This window comes from Hominimerdicola intestinalis (assembly GCF_054655215.1).
This window is the reverse complement of sequence record NZ_BAAHNZ010000001.1, coordinates 201,535-223,518: the sequence shown is the minus strand read 5'-3', so window position 1 is coordinate 223,518 and position 21,984 is coordinate 201,535. Positions and strand designations below refer to the sequence as shown.

Below are 21,984 nucleotides of genomic sequence, written 5' to 3'. Positions count from 1 at the left end.
GGCGGTTTAGTTATGGGACTTATTCATTGCTGCTGCGGCGACGGAAAAGGTAAAACTACCTCGGCATTGGGTCTTGCACTACGCTTTGCGGGAGTCGGAGGAAAGGTATATATAGTCCAGTTTCTGAAAGGTGCAGAAAGCGGCGAGCTGAATATTCTTGATCAGCTTGACGGCATAACGGTGCTGAGAAACGAGAGGGATCTTGGCTTTGTTTTTCAGATGACAGAGGAGCAGAAAGAGCAATGCAGAAAAATGCACAATGAAAATCTCAACAAGGCGCTTGCTTCGGTTCGTTCCGGGCAGTGCGGAATGCTTATTCTGGACGAGCTGACCTACGCTTACGACATGGATCTGATAGACAAAAAACTCATAGAGGAGCTTATTATACATAAGCCCGAGCCTCTTGAGCTTGTTGTAACAGGCAGAGATCCCGCTCCGCTGTTTACCGATAATGCTGATTATATAAGTGAAATAAAAGCGGTAAAGCACCCGTTCGATAAAGGAATTCCGGCAAGACGGGGAATTGAATATTGAACCTGATCATAAAAAAAGCAGTCCGATTCGTATTATGAACCGAACTGCATTTTTATTACGAAATTTTAAGCCACGCACACGCCATATCCAGCGCCTCGTATAGGCTGGACTTCTCTGCTTTTTTTACTATCTGCTCGTTAGGCGGAAGCGTTATGTCGGTAGCCATTTTCCTCAGCCTTACTTTATTGGCAACATCTATTTGTCCCTGCTTTTCAGTTCCGAGAATTTCAATCATGACAACATAGTCGTCATACATATTTCCGAAATAAATTGTATTTCCCTTTCTCACCAGCGGAACGCCCTTGTAGGTGAAAAACGCTTTTTTTGTTTCTGCCATTATATCTCCTCCTTACCAATGATGATTATATTTATTCTGTCTGTTATCACTGTCATTAAGCTTTGTCATTTCTGCGGCTTTACACCTGCTTCAAAGCTATTATAACATATTTTTTCTCTTTTGTGAAGAGCTTTTAAAATATTTTTTCCTATCTGCTGAAACCGCGGCGTTTATTATTATACTCCGGTACAACCGCATAATCTGTCAGAATCAGTAGGTGTCAATTACCTTTTCACCGTTTTTTACATTATCTATATTTTCAATGAACCTGTCTGTCCATTTGGTTTGTATCCTGAACGAAGGTCTGCCGTTAAGCACTACGACCGTGCGTCTTGAACTGTCGGTATAGAATTCCATAACGTCGTTGTAGCCGTCCTTACAGGATATTTCAATCGTAAGATAGCTTTCACCCTGCGGCTCGTCAAAATAGATCTCACTTGTCGGACAGGTCAGCAGGAACTTATAAAGATCCTGGAACAAGCTTACGTCAACGTCCTCTCCGTTCATCTTAACGGATTTTACAGTGCTTTCGCCGTCACTGTCAATGGCATATTTTATATCCTTATCCTTTGACTTGACCGTTACCTCGGAAACGTCCATAATATTGTTGGTAGTCATAAGAGATGTTACAACGTCCCCGGGAAGCACTGTTGTCCACGGAAGACTGGACGCAGAGATCTTCCATATACAGTCTATTCCGTCCGAACCGGTAAGATAGCAGTAATAGGCTTCTATCTCGTCGGTATCCTCGCCCTCGTCGTTGACCTTGTAAACTGCGTTTCCTATCTTCAGCTTATAATCATAGTCGTTGCCCTTAAAGCTTACCTCCGCAGCAGGCTTGTCGATTCCGTATTCCTTAAAGTCCTCTTCCCCGGGAAATATCTTTTCACAGGCTTCAGCTGAAAGTCCCCACATTCCATGAGTAATTCCAGACGATACCGAAACATTAAGATACGAAAAGATAGGCTCGGTCATAACCTGCGACGAAACCATATCGGTCTTATCGTACGGATCGTTTTCAAAAACCATATCGTAATCAAGATCTGACCTATGGATCGTAAGCGTTCCGTAATCAGGCATGTCGCTGTCGCTCGGCTTTTCAATAAGAGAAGTGTTTACAAAATTCTCCTTCGGTTCTATAAAATACGAAACCTTTGAATTGAGGATCATGTAGACATCGCTTTTCCCTTTTTCACAGATATAGCGGTAGCGTGCCTTTGTTGAAACGTCGCCTACCGAAAAGGTCCTTGATGTTCCGTCGGAAAACTCAACGGTAAATTCCCCGGAAGGCTTCTCAAAACCGTACTTGCTCAGGTCGGAGGCGTTTTCCTCTACGGTCTTATACGCTGTAAACTGAGCGACATTTTCAGCCATGCCCGACAGAAGAGTTGACGACTGATTTATACCGTTAAGCTCTTCTATACTCCATGCTGTCTTTCCCGAAGCCGGTCTGCTCATTGTAAAGCTTCCGTATTCGTTCTCTGCCGAAATACTCTTTATCTTATCCGAAGAGGAATCTATCAGAAGCACCGATGTATCCTCAGACTCCTCCTTTACTGTCTGCGAAGAGCTGTCCGCCTTTGTTGGATCTTCTGAGCCGGTCGCATTGAGAAACGCCAGCGTTCCTCCCAGGCAGGCGATTATAACTCCGCATACAATAATTCCTTGTACTTTTCCGTTCATATACGTTTCCGCTCTCCCGTAACAGAGCGTTTCTCCTTTCGCAGTTTTGCTTATCTGTTCTTTCTTCTGACCCAGATGATCAGTCCCGTAATAAGAACTGCCGCGGGAATGACAAGTATAAACGTCCATTTAAGCACGCTCTTCTGCTTGTCGGTAATATCGAACACATTTCCCTCAATAACCTTCGGCTCTATATAGATACCGTCCGTTTTATGAGTAATTCCGTTAAGCAGACTGATAATATACTCTCTGTTCTGGAACTGGGAATAGCTTAAATAAACATCGGAAAGTGCGTCCGCCGAACCGAATACGATAACGTTGCTGTAATTTGTTCCTCCGTCAGTAAGAAACAGCGCCTTTGAAGCAACAGCTGCATAAACCTGCTGTCCCTTTTCAAGAATTTCTCCGGATTCCATATCAATGGTATAACCGTTTACTGTAGATTTTATATATGCCTCTGTCGCTATCTGCCCCTCTTCGTCAAACAGCAGCTTTACAGGGCGTGAATAGTAATTGAGAATGACCGGCTCCGATGTTGTCATATCCTGATTGAAATTATCGGATATTTCATTTGTTACTGTCATCGCAGGGATCTGATAATAATAATCGCTGCTCGTTTCACAAATGACGCCTTCTCCTATCCCTATTCCGTACTCTTTAAGAAACTCGTCCAGATTAGGAGTTTTTCCCTGAGATGCCGAAGCAAGATACAGCAGCTCCTTTCCAAGCTCTCCTCCGTTGTCAAGGAACTTGTCTACCTTTTCTATTTCAGCGTCAAGATAATCAGTCTGAGGTGCGGGAATAACCGCTACCGTCGTTTCCTGAGGAATTTCCTCCTTGGTTATATCGACCGTTTTAACAGTATAGCCGTTAGCCTCAAGCAGCTTCTGAAAATACGCAAGCTTTGAGCTTTCGTTTCTTCCGGTAAGCATTGTTACCGTTACCGGATTCGGATCTGTAACCGTCATAAACGCCGATACAAACGCCTGATCTGCAGTAGAAGCCTCTACATATCCGCCGTAATAGCTCAGTACCGTAAGGTCGCCGTACTGCTCAGCCATAGCCTCAAGCGTTGTTCCGTATGTATTGCTCATTTGCTCAACAAATTCGTCCTTGAAGTCCACAAGATCCATAAGCGTTATCTTTCTCGTTCTCTTTACGTCTTCAGTCGGATTTGTTTCAACGATAATATCGAACTGAGAAACAGAATTAGCCTGATAATCTGCCATAATATCCGGATTGGAATCAATATCAACATATCTGTAGGTTATTCTGCTGTTGTACTGGGTATATTTTTTCATAACCTCAGCAGCCTGCTTTGTATAGGTGCTTAATCCGGTAAAAGCTTCTTCATCGGAAAATACCGTGATAAGCGTATCTACGTCTATATTCTTGACATACTCCTCCGACTCCTCAGAAATAGAGTATATTTTTTCGTCAGTTAAGTCTATTGTTATAGGATATCTGTCAAAAAGAACTGTTGCAACAATATTTACAAGAACTACCACCGCAACAAATACGATCGTCAGGATAGTTGACATAAGACCGTGCTTCAGCTTTTTACCCTCTGTCTTTTTGCTCAGCTTTTTATTCTTTTCACCGCCATTATCCTTCCAATCAATATCGCCAGGCTCTCCTTCAGCCGATATAACGTATTTAAGGAGATCTCCTACGGGAGCGGATACGGTTTCCTCAGAAAAGCTGTCGTTTTCAGGTATTTTCTTTTCACTCATACTGTATCCCTCCTTATGACCAGCGGCGTTTTTCAAGCACCCTGACCGAAAGGAACAGGAATACCGCAGCCGCACTTATGAAAAACAGAACATTGGACAAATCGAATAATCCGTATGTAAAGCCATAATATCTCTCCCAGAAGGAAAGCTTTGAAAATACCTCCGGAAGCCTGTCGCCGGCGTAGGTAAACAGACCTAACACAAGCATAATAATAAAAGATATTACTATCGTATTTGCCTTTCTGCCGGCTATAAAGTATATTACCGCACCTACAGCAGCTACGGCCAGAGCTACAACAGCGGCTCTTGCCCCGTTTGAAAGGCTAGACATCATATTTTCTATAAAGTCGACCGGTATAACGTCGCCTATAGTGGTAAACATATAGAGTCCGACCATAACGATAAAGCTTATTACCGCCGAAACTACCTGATTCTCCGTAAAAGACGAGCAGAACATTCCTACCGCTATAAAGGCGGCTCCAAGCAGCGTAAGTCCCGTTACATTGCCGATGATTACAGTCCAGTCGGGAGCGGCATAGGCAGAAACTACAACTGCGTAAACAACAGTGATCGCTACGCCCAGAATATATATCAGAAACGCCGCCAGAAATTTTCCGAAAACTATGCCCCAAAGACTTACCGGAGCGGTAAGCAGGCACTGATCTGTTTTATTCTTCTTTTCCTCCGAAAGAGTCCTCATTGTAAGTATAGGGATAAGAACGATAAGTATTATCATCATCTGACCGAATACTGCGTCAAGCTGCGTCGTTCCGTAATTAAGCGCCTGGCTTGAAAAGCTTACCGCTGAACAGGCATAAAACGCCGCAAGAAAAATATAGCCTATAGGCGAGGTAAAATACGAAAGCACCTCGCGTCTGAAAATAGCTCCCATTACTCCTCACCTCCGTTTGATCGTCCGCCGAGCGGAGCAACGCTTTCTCCCATAGTTAGCTTAAGGAATATATCCTCAAGTGAAAGCTCTGAGGATCTGAGCTCAAGTATGTACCAGTTTCTTTCAGCAATTCTTCTGAAAAGCTCGCGTCTTATATCAGCGCCCTCTATTGCTTCTATTCGGTAATCCCAAGCTCCTCCGGTATGCTCGGCGCCTATATCGCATGAAACTACTCCTTCAATACCCTTTATAAGCTTTAAAACCTCGTTCTTTGGACCTTCGATACGCGCCGACAGCTTATGATCCGCCGAAAGCTTTTTTGAAAGATTGTCCTCCGTATCGTCCGCAACGATCCTTCCCTCATTAATAACTATAATTTTATCGCAGACCGCCTGAACCTCCGACAGAATATGAGAGGAAAGTATGACCGTGTGATTCTTGCCGAGTTTCTTGATAAGAGAACGTATCTCTATGATCTGCTTCGGGTCAAGGCCTACCGTAGGCTCGTCCAGTATAAGAACATTCGGATTTCCCACAAGCGCCTGAGCAAGCCCTACTCTCTGCTTGTAACCTTTTGAAAGATTCTTTATTATCCTCTTATAAACGTGTTCTATTTTCACAAGGCTGCATATGTCTTTCAAATGAGAATTTCTCGGGAGCTTGCATTTTTTAAGATCGTATATAAAATTCAGATATTCCTTTACCGTCATATCCAGATACAGCGGCGGAAGCTCCGGAAGATAGCCGATCTTTGCCTTTGCCTTTATAGGATCTTCAAGAATATCTATTCCGTCTATAAGCGCCTTTCCCTCGGTACACGAAATATATCCGGTAAGAATATTCATAGTAGTTGACTTTCCGGCTCCGTTAGGCCCAAGGAATCCCAGTATCTCGCCGTCCTCCGCCTTGAAGGATATATTGTCGACCGCCTTTTTATCTCCGTAGTGCTTAGACAGGTTCTGCACCTCAATCATTAAATTTTCCTCCCTTTTAAGGATACTTTTCCGCAATAAGCCTATAATATTGTATCAGCGCTGTGTGACAGCACAGTGATAAAATCAGGAAAGCTTTTCGATACCCTTTTTAACTCTCGCTACAGAATCCGTCTTTCCGATAAGCGCACATATCTCTATTCCTCCGCCAGGAGTAAACGCCTTTCCGGAAACCGCTACTCTTAAAGGCCAGAGAATAATACCGTTTTTAACGCCCAATTCACCGATAAGCGCAAACAGCTTATCATGAAGCGTTTCCTCGTTCCAGTCCGCTTCATCTACAGCCTCCAGCACAGGCAGCACAGCCTTCAGCGATTCCAGAGAATTTTCCTCGTTTGTTTTCATCTTCTTGTGGCAGTAAAGAGCTGTGTCATATTCAGGCAGACTGTCAAGAAAATCTACCGTTTCTGGAATGTCTGTAAAGACCTCCGTTCTGTCCTGCAAAAGCGAGCAGATCCTTGAAATATCTATATCCTCACGCGTGACCGTCTGTCTGATATACGGAGCGGCATACTCCTCAAATTTCTCAGGGGTCAGCTTCTTTATATACTTGGCGTTGATAGCCTTTAATTTCAGCGGGTCGAAAATAGCAGGCGATTTGGAAAGCCCGTGAATATCGAACTCCTTTATAAGCTCTTCAAGAGAGAATATTTCCTCCTCTCCCTTAGGAGCCCAGCCCAGCAGAGCGATATAGTTTACAACAGCCTCTGTAAGATAGCCCTTTGCGATCAGATCTTCAAAGGAAGCGTCACCGTCGCGCTTTGAAAGCTTGTGCTGCTTGTCCTTCATAATATGCTCAACGTGAATATAAGTCGGAACTTCCCAGCCGAACGCCTTGTAAAGCAAATTATACTTAGGCGCAGACGCAAGATATTCGTTTCCTCTAACAACATGAGTTATACCCATAAGATGATCGTCTACAACATTGGCAAAGTTATAGGTCGGCATTCCGTCAGTTTTTATAAGGATCTGATCATCGAGAGTAGAGCAGGGAACGGTAATATCACCGTAAAGCTCGTCGTGAAAAGTAACCTCGCCGTCAAGCGGAACCTTCTGCCTTATTACATAAGGCGTTCCGGCGTCAAGCTTTTCCTTAACCTCTTCCTTGGAAAGATTGCGGCAGTGACGGTCGTACATAGGCATTATTCCGCTTGCCTCCTGTATCGCCTTTACCTCATCAAGACGCTCCTTGTCGCAGAAGCAGTAATAAGCCTCGCCCTTTTCAACCAGCTCCTCGGCGTATTTCTTGAACATTCCCATTCTCTCAGACTGAATATAAGGTCCTACGGGACCGCCTATATCCGGGCCCTCGTCCCAGTTAAGACCGCACTTTCTAAGCGTTGAATAAATTATCTCAGTTGCGCCCTCGACGTATCTTTCCCTGTCGGTATCCTCAATACGCAGAATAAAGTCGCCGCCGTTCTGCTTGGCTATAAGGTAAGTAAACAGCGCCGTTCTCAGATTTCCTATATGCATATAACCCGTCGGCGACGGTGCAAATCTGGTTCTTACTTTCTTCATTTTTATCTGTCCTTTCATTTTTATTTCAGTTATACAGCAGTAAACGTTAGTTTCCGTATACTGCCTAAGATATTCAACTAAACTGCCGGAGAAAGCTCTGTTATCGGTCAATCGTAGCCCTTATCCGAAAAATACTTTATTGTAAATTCCGTATTTCCTGCTATCTCAGCCTTTAATTCTTCAAAGGAATCAAAAAGCCTTTCGGGACGGACAAATTCGTACAATCTCAGCTCAAGCTCCCTGCCGTACAGATCTCCCTCATAGCCTATTATATAGGTTTCTGCAAGCGGCTCGGTTTCAATATGAACGCTGGGCTTTACTCCTATGTTTGTAACGCCGTTATACCACTTTCCGTCTATAAGCACTCTTGAGCAGTAAACTCCGAATCTGGGCAGAACAAGTCCCTTCGGTATCCTCTGGTTTATAGTAGGAAAGTTCCAGGTTCTTCCCCTCTCACAGCCATGCTCTACCGTAAGAGAATAGCCGTAGCGGTAGCCTAGCATTTCGTTGGCTTCGGCTATCTCTCCGCTCCGTATAAGCCGCCGTATTTCTGTAGAGCTTATAACTCCGCCGTTCTGCCGGAGCTGCTCCATTACCCTTACCTCTATGCCGTACCTTTTGCCTATACTGACCAGATCCGCAGCTTTTCCCGACGCCCCTCTTCCGAATGTATAATCCGTTCCGCATACTGCGTATACGCAGTTAAGTCTTGCCTTCAGCACGTCCCTTACAAAAGCCTCGGGCGGCATTGACTTGTACTCCTCAAATACGGGAGAATACAGATAATCCGCCCCAAGCTTTTCAAAATGCCTCCGCTTTTCCTCGTCGGTCAGCAGCATTTCAAGCCTGCCGTCATGACCCTTTGATGTTACGCTGTCAGTCTGAAAGGTAAATACCGCAGAACCGATACCCATTTGCACCGCTGTTTTTACGGCGTTTTCTATTATCATGCGGTGACCCTTGTGAACTCCGTCAAAAAGTCCCAGAGCGCAGGCAGTATCGTTGCTGCAAACGCTGTTTTGAGTAATGCAGATCAAACTATCCCTCCGCCTTTTTATTTCTTTTATTTTCAGACCATGCCGTTTCTGAAGGCCCACATCATTTCGTTAGTAAGGCTTACGCTGTTTTCCGCAGCGCATACGTCCTCCCTGCGGACCCATTTAGCCTCTGAAAGCTCTTCTTTATCCATTATTATCCTGCGTGAGCCTCTGACCTTTGCAAAAAATCCTATAAGCATATTCTGAGAAAAGCCCCACGGCTGGCTTCCGTAATATTTCAGCTCAGTTATTTCCAGTCCCGTTTCCTCCATTACCTCCCGCCTTGCCGCCTGCTCTGCGGTTTCGCCCATTTCCGCAAAGCCTGCTACAAGAGCGTATTTCCTGTAGCTTCCCCCTGCGTATTTGGTAAGGATTATTGAATCGGTACTGTCGTCAATAACTCCGACTATTACCGCCGGCGATATTTTGGGGAATATCTCGTTTCCGCACTGTAAGCATATCATACACCTTTTCTCAGGCTTATGAACTGTTTTTCCTCCGCATTTTCCGCAGAACCTGTTTTCCTCATGAAAGCAATGGTAATGATAGCCCGTTACCGCCGCATACTGACCGATACAAGGACTTAAGGTCTTTATACTGTTTATGTCCGCATATTGAAAACCCTCTGCCTCGGGAGCTTTGCACAGTGAAAGAAAAAACCTTTTCCCTCCCGCCCTGAAAGCATGAACCGCTCTGACCCGACCCGTAAGCTCACAGAAGCGGGGCAGACGAAGCTCTCCGTTACTGACGGAACAAAGAACAGTTCCCTTTCCGTAAGCTAAGACAATATCGTTATCATCTCTATCGGAATCGTCGTATTCAATACAAAGATCCTCAGCAATATCCTGAAACATTTATTCACCAGTCCTAGTAAAAATTCTTTACGCTTCTGAATTCGTTCCTTCGGCTGTCCGCTTTTCCCAGACCGAGAAATTCTCCGGCAAATCCGAAAACGCAGAATATCCTGCTATGCGCACTTTCCGTATCCTTGATACCTACTTGTTCTAGCCTGAGCTTTACGCCGTTTTTATAAAGCGCCGTGCTTTTCTCTCCAAGCCTAAGCTTTGCATACTCGCCCAGGAAACAGCTTTCGATCGGCTTTATAATACCGCCGAGCCTGTTTTCCTCCGCAGCCTGCTGAATTTCCTCCAACGAACGGCACTGCTCAAGCGAAAAGCCCGCGGCTTCAGTTCTTGTCAGCGATGTCATAACCCCGCCGCAGCCGAGATATTCTCCAATATCGTTTATAAGCGTTCTTATGTACGTTCCCCTGCTTACCGAAACGCACATTTTCCCTTCTCGTTTTTCAGAGTCATATTCTGTTATATCTATATTATCAATATGCCTGGGCTTTGCTTCACGCTCTATTGTCTTTCCCTGTCTTGCCAGTTCGTAAAGCTTTTTTCCGCCTACCTTTACCGCCGAGTACATAGGCGGAAGCTGCATAATATCTCCGATAAACTTGCTCTTTGCTGCCTCCAGCTGTTCAAGGCTCGCTCTTGCTCTGTTCTCGGAAAGTACCGTTCCCGTAATATCCTGAGTGTCGGTAGTGATACCCAGCCTAAAGCCTGCAAGGTAGACCTTTGCCGTCTCAGGAAGTATATCACACGCTTTTGTTGCCTTTCCCACAAACACGGGAAGAACTCCCTCCGCCATAGGATCCAGAGTTCCCGCATGCCCCAGCCGCTTTATTTTCAATATTCCCCGCAGCTTTGCAACAACGTCGAAGGAAGTCCAGCCGATCGGCTTATTTACGGGAATTACTCCGCACAATTCAGCGTCTTTTTCCATATCAGCAGCCCAGAACCTCTCTTACACCGTCGAGTACTCTTGCCTTTACCTGCTCAAGAGTTCCCTGTATCTCACAGCCGGCGGCGCGGATATGTCCCCCGCCGTTGAATCTTCTGCAAAAGGCAGAAGCGTCGATCTCCTCGGTAGTTCTGACAGAAAGCTTATAAACGTCCTCGTGACGCTGCTTTATAGTAATACCTATCTGAACGCCCTCCGTTGAAAGAGGAATAGAAGCCATACCCTCAAACTCCGCCGGCTCAACTCCGCAGGAATTCATCATTTCAGTTGTAAGCACGATTATTGCGCACCTGTCCTCGAAGAAATACTCCATTCCCTCTACCGCCTTCTGTTCAGCGACAAGCCTTCCCTTGCTTTTTACGTCGAACATTCTGCGGTTGATTATCGAAAAGTCAATATTATACTGCATAAGCTCCGCCGCCGCGATATGCGCTTCGGGAATGGTATTCTCATATTTGAAGCAGCCCGTATCGGTAGCGATCCCGGTATAAAGACACTTAGCGGCCTGATCGCTTATAGGTCTGCCGATAAATTTGAAAAGCCGGTAAAGAATAAGACAGGTAGCCGAAGCGTTTCCGTCAACAAAGCTTTCCCGCGCATAATGCTTATTGGAAATATGATGATCAATACAAATATCAATAGCGCCCTCCTCGGCAAATCCGGCAAGATGACTGCCTAAAAGCTGAGTGTCGGCAATATCCACGGCAATAACGCTCTGCGGCTCAAACTCCTGAACATAATAACCGTCGTAAAGGAAGTTATATCTTACAGGGAAATTCTCGCTGTTAAGAACGTTGGCCCTTTTCCCCATGTCACGCAGATAGCCGCACAGACCGAAGCCCGCCCCGAGCGTATCGCCGTCGGGACTCTTATGGGTCAAGATCAGATAGTTGTCATGGGTCTCAAGATATTCCTTCAGTCCGCCGAAATCCATAAAACAATTCTCCCTTTCGTAAAATTAAACCTTAAAAGTATTTTTGCCTTAAGGCAGCTCATTCCCGTTATTTTCCTCCGGTTCTTCTCCTATGATGTTTTTAAGCTTATCTGATATTCTCATTGAATATTCAGCCGAATCATCGGCAATAAATTTAAGCTCGGGACACTTTCTCAGCTTCAGTACGTTCGAGATCTCTCTCTTAAGAAAACCCGAAGCGCTTTCAAAGCCTTTAACTGCGTCCTTTGCCCTTTCTATTCCCTCAAGGCTGGAAATATAGACCCTGCAAAAAGATCCGTCGCCCGAAACGTCACACCTTACTACGGTAAGCATATCGCCTCCGCCTATTCTCGGATCCTTCAGATCCCTCATCTTGCCGGAAATTATCCTGCGTATATCCTCCGACATACGACCGGCTTTAAATCCTGCCATCTCTGTTTCTATGCACGCCTGCGCAAGCCTCAGCCGCTTCAGCGGACATATCCTCCTTCCAATGTTTTCATCTGCGATCCAACCTGACAAACAGGTCTGAAACCGCAGCTTCTTTTTATAATATATTTATTGCTGACGCCGCTGCTTCAGGCAAACGGCTTTGCAGCAGACAGACTAAGGCCCGCTGCTGTCAAAATCCTGCTGTAAATATGAGTATCGCTGTTACGGCTGATATTCCTCCATAAAGAACGCTTCAAAAATATCGCCTTCCTTAATATCCGAGAACTTTTCAAGGGTTATTCCGCATTCGTAGCCCTCTGCGACCTCCTTGACGTCGTCCTTGAATCTCTTGAGGGAGGACATCTTATCCTCGGCGATAACAATACCGTCACGAACTACTCTTATCTCATTGTTTCTTCCGACCTTGCCGCTGAGAACATAAGAACCTGCAACAATACCGACATTAGTGATCTTGTAAACCTGTCTTACCTCTACTCTTGCCGTTTCGACCTCTCTGAACTTAGGCGCAAGCATTCCCTTCATAGCCGTGGATATTTCCTCTATAGCGTCGTAAATTACTCTGTAAAGACGTATATCAACTCCGTCACGCTCCGCTGAATCCTTGGCAACCGGGTCGGGACGTACGTTGAAGCCGACAATAATGGCGTTTGAAGCGTTGGCGAGCATAACGTCGCTTTCCGAAACTGCTCCTACCGCTCCGTGAATTACCTTTACTCTTACCTCTTCGTTTGAAAGCTTTTCAAGCGACTGCTTTACAGCTTCCACCGAGCCCTGAACGTCTGCCTTTACTATAAGCGGCAGTTCCTTCATTTCGCCCTCCGAGATCTGTGCAAACAGATTGTCAAGAGTAACTTTCTGATATTGCTTGAATACCTCTTCCTTAGCCTCATGCTTTCTCTGCTCTACAAGCTCTCTCGCAAGCTTTTCGTCAGCCACGGCATTGAATATATCTCCTGCGCTGGGGACATCGCCCAGACCCGTTATCTCAACAGGCGTAGACGGACCGGCTTTTTCGATCTTTCTTCCCTTGTCGTTGGTCATTGTTCTTACTCTTCCGACTGCCGTTCCTGCAATTATAACGTCGCCGGAATTGAGCGTTCCTCCCTGAACCAGAACGGTAGCTGTCGGACCCTTGCCCTTGTCAAGCCTTGCTTCTATGACTGTACCCTTTGCAAGCTTATTCGGATTGGCTTTAAGTTCCCTTACCTCGGATACCAGCAGGATATTTTCAAGCAGCTCGTCAATACCCATTCCTGTTTTTGCCGAAACGGGAACCGCAATAACGTCGCCGCCCCATTCCTCGACTACAAGACCGTGCTCGGTAAGCTCCTGCTTTACCTTATCGGCGTTAGCGCCTTCCTTATCCATCTTGTTGATAGCTACAATGATCGAAACCCCCGCCGCCTTTGCGTGATTTATAGACTCTACCGTCTGCGGCATTATTCCGTCGTCTGCGGCTACAACGAGAATTGCAATATCGGTTATATTTGCTCCTCTGGCTCTCATCGAAGTAAACGCCTCGTGTCCCGGAGTATCCAGGAAGGTTATTTTCTTATCATTATAATATACCTGATAAGCGCCTATATGCTGAGTTATTCCTCCGGCTTCGCCCTCGGCAACGTTTGCGTTTCTTATCCTGTCAAGAATAGAGGTCTTACCGTGGTCAACGTGACCCATAACTACTACTACCGGACATCTTTCCTCAAGGCTTTCCTCAGGGTCCTCCTCGTCGGCAATAAGACGCTCCTCAATAGTAACGATGACCTCCTTCTCTACCTTAGCGCCAAGCTCCTCCGCTACAAGCGAAGCGGTATCAAAGTCTATGATCTCGTTTATAGACGCCATTACTCCCAGACCCATAAGCTTCTTTATAACCTCGGTAGCGGTCACCTTAAGCCTTGAAGCAAGCTCGGAAACTGCTATCTCTTCTGGAATAAGCACCTTCAGCTGCTGCTTTCTCGCTCTCTCAAGCTCCAGACGGCGCAGCTTTTCAGCCTCAGTTTCCCTCTTATGCGAATGCTGCTGCTTTTTATACTGCTGCGATTTCTGCGTAAGCTTCTGCTTCTTTGTGAAGTTATCCTTGTTCTTATTCTGCTTTGTATTAGCCAGCTTATCATATTTTTCGTTGTATTTGTCAAGCTCTACATAGCTTCCTCTTGTATCGACCATTCTTCCCTTTGAGAAGCTGTCCGACTTTTCGGAAACCGTATAGCCCTCGTCCTTTACAGCAGTTCCGCCGATTATCTGCTTTACGCCGTGCTCCTTCTTTTTGACAGTCTTAGGCTGCTCTTTCTTTGGAGCAGGTTTCTCCTGTTTCTGCTCAGGCTTGCTGAATTTTACCGCACTCTTCGGTGCTGCCGCCTTTTCAGCATCTGACGCCGTGCGCTCCGGCTTTGCAGGCTCCGGCTTCTTTTCCGGTTTTGCTTCCGGTCTTGTTTCAGCCTTTGCTTCAGGCTTCTTCTCAGCCTTTTGCACCGCCGGCTTTTTCTCTTTCTTTTTCTCAGAAACAGGCTTTACATTAGCTGCAAAATATTCGTTGAAGCTTTCCACCTGATTATTCTGCGTAAAATACTCCAGAACATACCCTACCTCCTGTGGAGTAAGAGAAGCGACGGTTTTCTTAGCTTCCCCCGTCAGCTTTTCAAGACATTCTGCAACCTCCGCATTTGTTAGCCCCAGATCCTTTGCAAGCTCGTTCAGTTTATACTTTTTATTCATATTCATAGGCAAAAAATACCCTCCTTAATTCTGGCTCTTATAATCGTTTTCGTTTAAAGGCACGATCTCCAGTCCCTTTGCGCAGGATTTGCAGAAGCCGCTGTCGGTTACCGCCATAACTCCCGCTCTTTTTCCCAGATCAGCCCATATTTCGTCCATGCTGAGTCCCAGCTCATACAGCTTAACACCGTATTTGGAGCAGACGAACTTAACCTCCTTCAGCGATTTAGGTGAAAGGTCGTTTGCTGTAAAAACTCCGAAAGCAGAGCCGTTTCGGCAGGAATCCTTTACCATATCCATACCCAGCTGAAGCTTTCCCGCTTTTCGGCACATTGTTAATAGTCCCATCTTACTGTTCATTTTCAAGCTCCGCCTCCATGCCGTCGAACAGCTCCTCGCTTATCCTGCAACCGAATGCCCTCTCAAAACGATGAGCGTTCCTTGCCTTTCTAAAGCATTCGACGTTTCTGCATATATAAGCTCCTCTTCCGGTCTTTTTTCCGGTAAGGTCAAGCGATATATCTCCGTCCTTTGACTTTACAAGTCTTATAAGCTCTTTTTTCGGCTTCATTTCATTGCAGCCAAGACACATTCTCATAGGGATCCTCTTGCTTTTCATGGCTTATTCCTCTATTGTAATATTTTCGTTTTCAGGCATTACTTCCTCTGCCGGGATCTCGGGAAGAATATCTATCTTATAGCCCGTAAGTCCTGCGGCAAGCTTAGCGTTCTGCCCCTTGTTTCCGATAGCCAAAGAAAGCTGATTGTTGGGAACGATAACCTTGCATTCCCTTACGCCCTCCTCCTCGGAGAGAATAACCTGCTTTACCTCTGCAGGTGCAAGAGCCTTGGCGATAAAGTCCGCCTGATCCTCGCTCCAAAGAATTACGTCTATCTTCTCGCCTTTCAGCTCGTTCACTATGGACGAGATCCTCGACTTCTTAGGTCCTATGCAGGCGCCTACTGCGTCAACGTTGGGGTCCTTGCTGCATACGGCTATCTTTGACCTTGCTCCCGCAACTCTGGAAATAGCCTTTACTTCTACCGTTCCGTCGGCTATCTCCGGAATTTCTCTTTCAAACAGCCTTTTTACAAGCTCCCTGTGAGTTCTTGAGATCTTTATCGAGGACTTTTTCTCTGGATTGGCAATGCCGACAACATAAACCTTTATAATATCTCCTGCCTTGAGGACCTCTCCCGGTATCTGCTCGTTTCTTACAAGATATACCTCGTTTTTGTCGATCGTAAGTACAGCGTTGAGCGTAGCCGGCTCTACCTTCTGAACGGTAGCCGAAACGCATTCGTAAACCTTATCCTTATACTGCTCTATAAGTCTTTCACGCTCAAAATCCTTGATCTCATGCTTTATCGACTGCTTTGCGTTCTGTGCTGCAACTCTTCCGAACTTTGCAGGATTGAGCAGTATCTCCGCAGTTCCTCCGACCCTTGCGTCCTTTGAAAGCGTAAGCGCTTCGTCAAGGCTTATCTCGTTGTCAGGATCGTACGGCTCTCCGTCTACAATTTCCTTCAGTATCTTCATCTCAAATTTGCTGGTTTCCGGGTCTATCTCGACCGCAATATTTTCGCAGTAAGGGTAATCCTTCTTAATAGCCTTCATTATACCCTGTCTTACGGTTTCAATAAGCGCCTCGGCGTCAATGTTGTTTTCCTTTTCAAGCAGACTGAGCGCCTCAAAAAAATCGTTGTTCATTTTTTCTATCAATCCTTCCGATAATTATTATTTTGCTTAAATCTATTTAAATGCGCAGAAGTGCGCTCATTGTTTTTAAAACAGATCAGCGTCGTCATAAAGCTTTACCGACGCACACTCTTTTATAATAAACTCCGCAGGCTCAAGAGCGTTTCCGTCATCGTCAGTAAGATGGCAGTATAGCTTTTCTTTATCGTATCCGTCAAGTCCTGCAATAAACTCCTTCATTCCGTCCCTGGGACGGATAAGCCGTATTTTAATTATATCCCCGATACAAGCCTCATAATGTTCGGGACGTTTCAGCTCCCTGCCCAGTCCCGGACTGCCTACCTCCAGCACATAGCTCTGAGCTATGGGGTCGGCTTCGTCAAGGATCTTATTGAAGGGTCTTGTGAACGCTTCGCAGTCGTCCATATCAACTCCGCCGTCCTTGTCTATAAATACCCTCAGGTACCAGGTCGCTCCCTCCTTTTCAAATCTTACGTCCCAGAGGAAAAGTCCAAGCTCTTCGCAGAGCGGAAGCGCAAGCTCCCTTACCTTCTCGGCGGTATTTTTCTTTTCCATATATACCTCCTCATTTTAAGCGGATATATCCGCACTTCGTCCTATACAAAATCAAAAGACCGGAAATTGATTTCCAGCCTTTCATTAAACGTATTACATATATTATACCACAGAAAATCGGCATTTGCAATACCCTAAAAGACTTTTATCAGCCACAAAATGAATTTGATATTAACACTTTGTAAAGCTTTTTTACGTCAAGTCTTTTCTGCCGGTTTTACAGCCTTATTTCGGTTCTTGCTTATTCCCTCCGCAAAATCAATGGGAACCGTAAAAAGTATCCCGGTATTCGGAAGCGAAAGATCTCCTACCGTATTATATACGACCTTTCTTGCAATTTCAAGCTGATCGTTCCTGATAACCGAAAGTATCGTTCTGTTATCCTCGTCGCCGCTGAACAGCGCCCTTATAGAAGCGCTGACAAACGAACTGTCCAGTTTTGACAGAGTCATCGCCAGACCCGACGACTCGATTATCGTAGCTCCTCCTATCCCTGCGGCTGAAAGTCCCTCGAGAAGATAGTCAAGAGCGTCGATCTTATTCAGAATTATTACCATCAGCTTCATTACAGCAGTCCCTTCATTAAAATTCAGTCCTTATCCGAGCTTTTTCCTTCTCCGTTCGGCTCGGTTTTACTATATGCGTCGGAAAGCTCAGCCTTAAAACTGTCAGACACCGTAAAATGCTTTTCGTCAGTCCATGTTCCCTCAGGCACAAGCTTTACTGCCGGTTCAAGGTTTTCGCTCAGCATCTCGGATATGTAGGATTTATGCAGCTTATGATCGTTCTTAGTTATATTAGTATCCGAATTTGACGTCATTATATCATATAAATTATCAATATTGTTTTTTGTGATGTTTTTCTGCTGGAACGCTCCGTTGACGAGCTGATAAAGAACTTCTCCGAGAAACTTCATGTTGCCGCCCCTGCCCTCGGAAAATACAGGATACTGGCATATAAGCCTTATCTCCCTGCCGGTAAGCGATACCGTCTGTCCGATGCGGTAGGATACATCGTTTGAATCGTTGTCCTTAGAAAGATAATAAAGGTCTTCCTCCGGCGTATATACGATACCTCCCAGAATATCGGCTGCGCTCTCAAATGAATCGTTGTCAAGAGATAGATAGTAATCGGCTGTAATTCCGAAGGTATCCTCAACAGCCTTTACAAGCCTTCTTATTCCTCCGTCGGCATAAACCTCCCTGAGAGTAGCTCCTCCGTCCGAAGCGCTTACCGTAAACGACGAGCAGGGCGTTACGATTATCTGCTTCTTTTCCGGCGAAACTCTTACTATAGAAACGTCTACAAGAACGTTTTTGCTGTTTACCCTTGCATACATAGTATTGTATGACTGAGGCGGAGCGATCGGCTCCTCCTCCTTGGGCTTGTTCCATGACTCAACCTTTTCGAGCAGAAGAGTTGCGAAAAACGCAAATACCGCAAGAAAAAGCAGCATTGTCGCAAAATAAACCAGAGCGACCGGTGCCTGGGATCTCTTTCTGTTTTTCTTCTTTGCTGTATCGGACATATAAATTAAACGCTCCTTACTGAATACTTATCATATGTATAAAAAAATACTTGAACATTTCACAATTTAGGTGTAAACTATTATAGTACGCTAAAGCTTTCTGACTGAATCTATATAGAATACCGGATTGCTGTCAAGGTCGATTATATTAAGCTCCAGTCCGGCGGCCTTTGCCATATTTATAGTTTGCAACGTTCCCGAGCCTCTCAGCTTGCGCTTGAAAACTCCTATGATCCTCGAGGAATTGTCTACCATAAACTGGTTTCTCAGTCTGTAGCAGTCCTTTCTGTAGCTGTCGCATACATAAACGATATTGTCGCAGCTTTCGATTATCATGCTGTAGATATATCGATCAAGGGGCTCTGAAAGCTCCCTCAGTCCCTGATTCTTATAGGGTAGAGCGCATATAAGCTTTATATCAAAGCCCTTTCTGTGGATAAGATTATGAACAATCTCGGCGCAGATAAGATCCGTTCCCTCCGCCATTCCGGAAATAAAGGTCTTATACCCGTCGTCAACTGCGTTTTCAACGGCAAGCTGAATATTGCTGATAAGACATTTCATGCCCTGCTTATCCCTGTCCCCGAAAAAAGGTAGATCCCGGCTTCTGTGACCGGTAAAGCAGCAGCAGGAGGCTTTTTCTATTCCGTAATTTTCAGTCATAAAAAAGACACACTCTTTCATGAAACGGCGGAGCGTATTCTCCTGCCGTCGGCTTAATCAAAATATATTATAACACAGAACGCGGCATTTTTCAATAGCATATGCCAAAAAAAGAATATAAATTTACGCGCAGAAATTTTACGAAACGGAGGCAGACCCGCTGTTCCCTGCTGCGCGGTATTTTTCAGCGGGCAGTTATAAATGGACTATCTTAAAAGAACCTGGGCGGAAATTCATCTCGACCGTCTTAAAAAAAACCTGATGAACTATAAACAGCGGCTCTGTCCCGATAACGAGCTTATGTGCGTCGTAAAGGCGTACTGCTACGGACACAGCGATGAGGCAGTCTGTCCCTTCCTGGAAAATAAGCTGAATGTAAAATGGTTTGCCGTTTCAAACGAGGTCGAAGCTCTGCGCCTGAGAAAATTAGGCATAAAGGGCGAGATACTTATTCTCGGCTACACTCCCCCCGAAGCGGCGACCGAGCTTGCGGAAAATAATATTATTCAGGCGGTTACGGAATATTCCTATGCCCAACGCCTGTCAGAAAATTTAAAAGGCAGAACGCTGCGCTGTCACGCCGCTGTAGATACAGGTATGACAAGGATAGGACTTAGAGGTACGGTTTCCGAGATATGCGGCGAATTTGAGAAAATATCCTCTCTGCCCGGAATTTCCGCCGAAGGTATTTTTACTCACTATGCTGCCGCAGACAGTCAGACCCCAGAGGATACCGCCTATACCAAGGCTCAGACGGATAAGTTCTTTCAGGTTTACGACGAACTCTGTAAACGAGGTTTCAGACCTTCTCAGGCTCACTGCCTTAATTCTGCGGGAGGTATCTATCATAAAGAGCCGCGCAGTACTCTTGCCAGGCTGGGAATAATTCTCTACGGACTGATGCCCAGCACCTCAAATCCGCTCCCGTTCAGACTTTCCCCGGTAATGGATCTTAAAGCGGCGGTATCTCAGGTCAAAACAATAGAGCCTGGAGTATGCGTAAGCTACGGCAGAACATATATAACCGAAAAAACCACAGTCCTTGCCACTATAACCTGCGGCTATGCGGACGGCTACCCCAGAGCGCTGTCAGGAAAGGGCTATGTAATTATTCACGGAAAACGCGCTCCGATCACAGGACGGGTTTGTATGGACCAGTTTATGTGCGACGTTACCGAAATAGAAAACGTCAGACCCGGAGATACCGCAACTCTTATAGGAACAGACGGAAATGAAACCATTACCGCCGACGATATAGCCGATCTAACCGGAACTATCGGCTACGAGATCGTTTGTCAGATCTCCGCCCGTGTTCCGAGAGTTATCTACGAAAACGGAAAACAGCTGGGCGTATATACCCCGTAGCTATACGGCAAATATTCGGCTGTTTCACATAATAAAACGGACGGACGCAGGGAAAAAACTGCGTCCGTCCGTTATTCTTTATTTTCAATATTCTGCTTCGTCAATATAGAATACTGCCGCCGCTTCCTTTTCCGCCGCAGAGTCCTTTTCACCGAATATCCTGTCCGGGAACAGCACAAAAATATCTACCGCGATCACTGCAAGTATCAGTACAATAAGTATTATCGGCAAAAGTACACTGGGGTTCTTTCCCGGCGTAACGTTCTGCTGAACAGGAGCAGTATACTGCTGATCAGGCATATTTCCGTAATTTAAAGGCTGTGTGTTGCCGGAGGAAATATTGTTTGCCGCCGAATAGGTCTGAGCAGAAGCTGCGTTCTGTACCGATGAGGACTGATACGCCGACTCCTGATATGCCGTCTGATCTGCCTGAGGCTGTGTATCAGTCACCCCTGCATAATAGCTGTCGTTTATAATCGGAGTTTCAGCAACCGACGGAGTTTCAGCAACAAAGCTGTCCTCCTGAGCCGCCGCCCTTAACTCCTCCTCCGACGGCTGGACCGCAGCGGCATTTTCCGCAGGCTCTGCCCCGGGAGGAAGAATCGGATCAAAATCAGGGTCGCCCGCGTGTCTGACCGTAGTCTGCCCCTGACCGGCAAACATCTCATCGGTAATTTCAGGCGGGACAAGCTCGTCCATAGTCGGCTTCTCGGGTTTCGCCTTGGGAGCAGGAGCTTCCTGCGCCGCAAATATCTTTGCTCCGCATACACTGCAGAACTTAGCTCCTCCCTTCAGTTGACTTCCGCAGTTGGGGCATATATCAGAGGCATTTCTTTTAGCCGCCGCAATATTGTTTCCGCATGAGCCGCAGAATTTTGCATTATCAGGCAGCTCAGTTCCGCATTTCTGACAAATTACTGACATTAGACCATTTCCTTTCTTAATTTATTTTTGCCTGCTTTTCATTGAAATTAAATTCTTCGATAATATCCCCGTAGATAAGCCAGCCTCCTCCGTTATTGATAACGGTAATATCCCTTATATCGGATGCTCCCTTTCCGTTCTGGAAAGTGCTTATCTCGACGGAAAGCTTATATGCCTTGCTTATGCTTATTCTCCTGCTGTACATTTCCCTGTAATCCGCTTCAAGCTGCGATACAGCGGTGCCTTCAAGCTCTTCGGCCGACAGCGTTTTTATTTTTACCGGTGCAGCTACGGTTTCCTGCCGCGGCAGCAGTACCTCGGCAAGCCTTGAATTATAATTCTCGCTCTTTTCGTATTTCTCCCTTGCCCCCGGCGTAAAACAGTTCAGGTAAGACTTCGTATCGAGAAGCTTTACCGCTCTTATCATCGTTACCGCAGGCTGCTCGTAATTAAGCACAGATTTTGCAGTTTGACTTTTATCCCCGCAGCCGGAGATGATCAGCATTATAACAAGCGCTGAAATAAAAAAAACGCCGCGCCTTTTACTATTACTATGCATAATGACCCCCTTTGCAAAACCCGCCGA

The 21,984-nt window shown here is 45.7% G+C and carries 23 protein-coding genes; 2 read left to right on the top strand and 21 right to left on the bottom strand.

Going from position 1 to position 21,984, the window contains the following annotated elements; translation table 11 throughout:
• Positions 1 to 12 precede the first annotated feature (12 nt).
• Positions 13 to 534 (top strand): cob(I)yrinic acid a,c-diamide adenosyltransferase, encoded by a 522-nt coding sequence (locus ACYQ0H_RS01105; RefSeq protein ID WP_459810984.1) that lies wholly within the window; start codon positions 13 to 15, stop codon positions 532 to 534.
• 55 nt (positions 535 to 589) lie between these two features.
• Here the strand turns inward: ACYQ0H_RS01105 and ACYQ0H_RS01100 are convergent, their stop codons facing one another.
• From ACYQ0H_RS01100 to ACYQ0H_RS01010, 19 genes are all read right to left on the bottom strand, one after another.
• Positions 590 to 871 (bottom strand): hypothetical protein, encoded by a 282-nt coding sequence (locus ACYQ0H_RS01100; RefSeq protein ID WP_459810983.1) that lies wholly within the window; start codon positions 869 to 871, stop codon positions 590 to 592.
• Between the two features lie 210 nt (positions 872 to 1,081).
• Positions 1,082 to 2,683, bottom strand: coding sequence for a DUF4340 domain-containing protein (locus tag ACYQ0H_RS01095; protein WP_459810982.1), 1,602 nt, complete (start codon positions 2,681 to 2,683; stop codon positions 1,082 to 1,084).
• Positions 2,605 to 4,287 carry a DUF7088 domain-containing protein gene (locus ACYQ0H_RS01090; RefSeq protein ID WP_459810981.1) on the bottom strand — a complete coding sequence of 561 codons (1,683 nt, stop codon included), beginning with the start codon at positions 4,285 to 4,287 and terminating at the stop codon, positions 2,605 to 2,607. The genes ACYQ0H_RS01095 and ACYQ0H_RS01090 overlap by 79 nt, the downstream gene beginning before the upstream one ends.
• 13 nt (positions 4,288 to 4,300) lie before the next feature.
• Positions 4,301 to 5,179 carry an ABC transporter permease gene (locus ACYQ0H_RS01085; protein WP_459810980.1) on the bottom strand — a complete coding sequence of 293 codons (879 nt, stop codon included), beginning with the start codon at positions 5,177 to 5,179 and terminating at the stop codon, positions 4,301 to 4,303.
• Positions 5,179 to 6,153 carry an ATP-binding cassette domain-containing protein gene (locus tag ACYQ0H_RS01080; protein WP_459810979.1) on the bottom strand — a complete coding sequence of 325 codons (975 nt, stop codon included), beginning with the start codon at positions 6,151 to 6,153 and terminating at the stop codon, positions 5,179 to 5,181. The genes ACYQ0H_RS01085 and ACYQ0H_RS01080 overlap by 1 nt, the downstream gene beginning before the upstream one ends.
• A gap of 84 nt (positions 6,154 to 6,237) precedes the next feature.
• A complete protein-coding gene (gene gltX, locus ACYQ0H_RS01075) occupies positions 6,238 to 7,698 on the bottom strand; it encodes a glutamate--tRNA ligase (protein ID WP_459811224.1) in 1,461 nt (486 codons plus the stop codon).
• 101 nt (positions 7,699 to 7,799) lie between these two features.
• Positions 7,800 to 8,729 carry a riboflavin biosynthesis protein RibF gene (ribF, locus tag ACYQ0H_RS01070; protein WP_459810978.1) on the bottom strand — a complete coding sequence of 310 codons (930 nt, stop codon included), beginning with the start codon at positions 8,727 to 8,729 and terminating at the stop codon, positions 7,800 to 7,802.
• Between the two features lie 32 nt (positions 8,730 to 8,761).
• Positions 8,762 to 9,583, bottom strand: coding sequence for an NAD(+) diphosphatase (nudC, locus tag ACYQ0H_RS01065; RefSeq protein WP_459810977.1), 822 nt, complete (start codon positions 9,581 to 9,583; stop codon positions 8,762 to 8,764).
• Positions 9,584 to 9,596: 13 nt separating this feature from the next.
• The gene (gene truB, locus ACYQ0H_RS01060) at positions 9,597 to 10,520 is read right to left on the bottom strand and encodes a tRNA pseudouridine(55) synthase TruB (protein ID WP_459810976.1); all 924 of its coding nucleotides are present in this window, start codon (positions 10,518 to 10,520) and stop codon (positions 9,597 to 9,599) included.
• 1 nt (position 10,521) lies between these two features.
• A complete protein-coding gene (locus ACYQ0H_RS01055) occupies positions 10,522 to 11,472 on the bottom strand; it encodes a DHH family phosphoesterase (RefSeq protein ID WP_459810975.1) in 951 nt (316 codons plus the stop codon).
• Positions 11,473 to 11,520: 48 nt separating this feature from the next.
• Positions 11,521 to 11,994, bottom strand: coding sequence for a 30S ribosome-binding factor RbfA (rbfA, locus tag ACYQ0H_RS01050; RefSeq protein ID WP_459810974.1), 474 nt, complete (start codon positions 11,992 to 11,994; stop codon positions 11,521 to 11,523).
• 132 nt (positions 11,995 to 12,126) lie between these two features.
• Complete coding sequence (infB, locus tag ACYQ0H_RS01045; protein WP_459811223.1) at positions 12,127 to 14,643, bottom strand: translation initiation factor IF-2; 2,517 nt, start codon at positions 14,641 to 14,643, stop codon at positions 12,127 to 12,129.
• 24 nt (positions 14,644 to 14,667) lie between these two features.
• Positions 14,668 to 15,003, bottom strand: a complete 336-nt coding sequence (locus ACYQ0H_RS01040) for a L7Ae/L30e/S12e/Gadd45 family ribosomal protein (RefSeq protein ID WP_459810973.1) — start codon at positions 15,001 to 15,003, stop codon at positions 14,668 to 14,670.
• Positions 14,993 to 15,262, bottom strand: a complete 270-nt coding sequence (rnpM, locus tag ACYQ0H_RS01035; RefSeq protein ID WP_459810972.1) for an RNase P modulator RnpM — start codon at positions 15,260 to 15,262, stop codon at positions 14,993 to 14,995. The genes ACYQ0H_RS01040 and rnpM overlap by 11 nt, the downstream gene beginning before the upstream one ends.
• A 3-nt stretch (positions 15,263 to 15,265) precedes the next feature.
• On the bottom strand, positions 15,266 to 16,354 hold the full coding sequence (gene nusA, locus ACYQ0H_RS01030; protein ID WP_459810971.1) for a transcription termination factor NusA: 1,089 nt from the start codon (positions 16,352 to 16,354) through the stop codon (positions 15,266 to 15,268).
• 75 nt (positions 16,355 to 16,429) lie between these two features.
• Positions 16,430 to 16,918, bottom strand: a complete 489-nt coding sequence (locus ACYQ0H_RS01025; RefSeq protein WP_459810970.1) for a ribosome maturation factor RimP — start codon at positions 16,916 to 16,918, stop codon at positions 16,430 to 16,432.
• A gap of 197 nt (positions 16,919 to 17,115) precedes the next feature.
• Positions 17,116 to 17,484, bottom strand: coding sequence for a hypothetical protein (locus ACYQ0H_RS01020; RefSeq protein WP_459810969.1), 369 nt, complete (start codon positions 17,482 to 17,484; stop codon positions 17,116 to 17,118).
• A gap of 23 nt (positions 17,485 to 17,507) precedes the next feature.
• Positions 17,508 to 18,446 carry an LCP family glycopolymer transferase gene (locus ACYQ0H_RS01015; protein WP_459810968.1) on the bottom strand — a complete coding sequence of 313 codons (939 nt, stop codon included), beginning with the start codon at positions 18,444 to 18,446 and terminating at the stop codon, positions 17,508 to 17,510.
• 90 nt (positions 18,447 to 18,536) lie between these two features.
• Positions 18,537 to 19,109, bottom strand: coding sequence for an SLOG family protein (locus ACYQ0H_RS01010; protein WP_459810967.1), 573 nt, complete (start codon positions 19,107 to 19,109; stop codon positions 18,537 to 18,539).
• Between the two features lie 201 nt (positions 19,110 to 19,310).
• On the opposite strand from ACYQ0H_RS01010, the gene alr reads away from it, so the two are divergent.
• Complete coding sequence (gene alr / locus ACYQ0H_RS01005; protein WP_459810966.1) at positions 19,311 to 20,474, top strand: alanine racemase; 1,164 nt, start codon at positions 19,311 to 19,313, stop codon at positions 20,472 to 20,474.
• An 84-nt stretch (positions 20,475 to 20,558) separates the two neighbouring features.
• Here the strand turns inward: alr and ACYQ0H_RS01000 are convergent, their stop codons facing one another.
• Together ACYQ0H_RS01000 and ACYQ0H_RS00995 are read right to left on the bottom strand one after the other, a co-directional pair.
• Entirely contained in the window at positions 20,559 to 21,398 is an 840-nt protein-coding gene (locus ACYQ0H_RS01000) for a zinc ribbon domain-containing protein (RefSeq protein ID WP_459810965.1), read from the bottom strand.
• Between the two features lie 16 nt (positions 21,399 to 21,414).
• Positions 21,415 to 21,957 (bottom strand): hypothetical protein, encoded by a 543-nt coding sequence (locus ACYQ0H_RS00995; RefSeq protein ID WP_459810964.1) that lies wholly within the window; start codon positions 21,955 to 21,957, stop codon positions 21,415 to 21,417.
• Positions 21,958 to 21,984 lie beyond the last annotated feature (27 nt).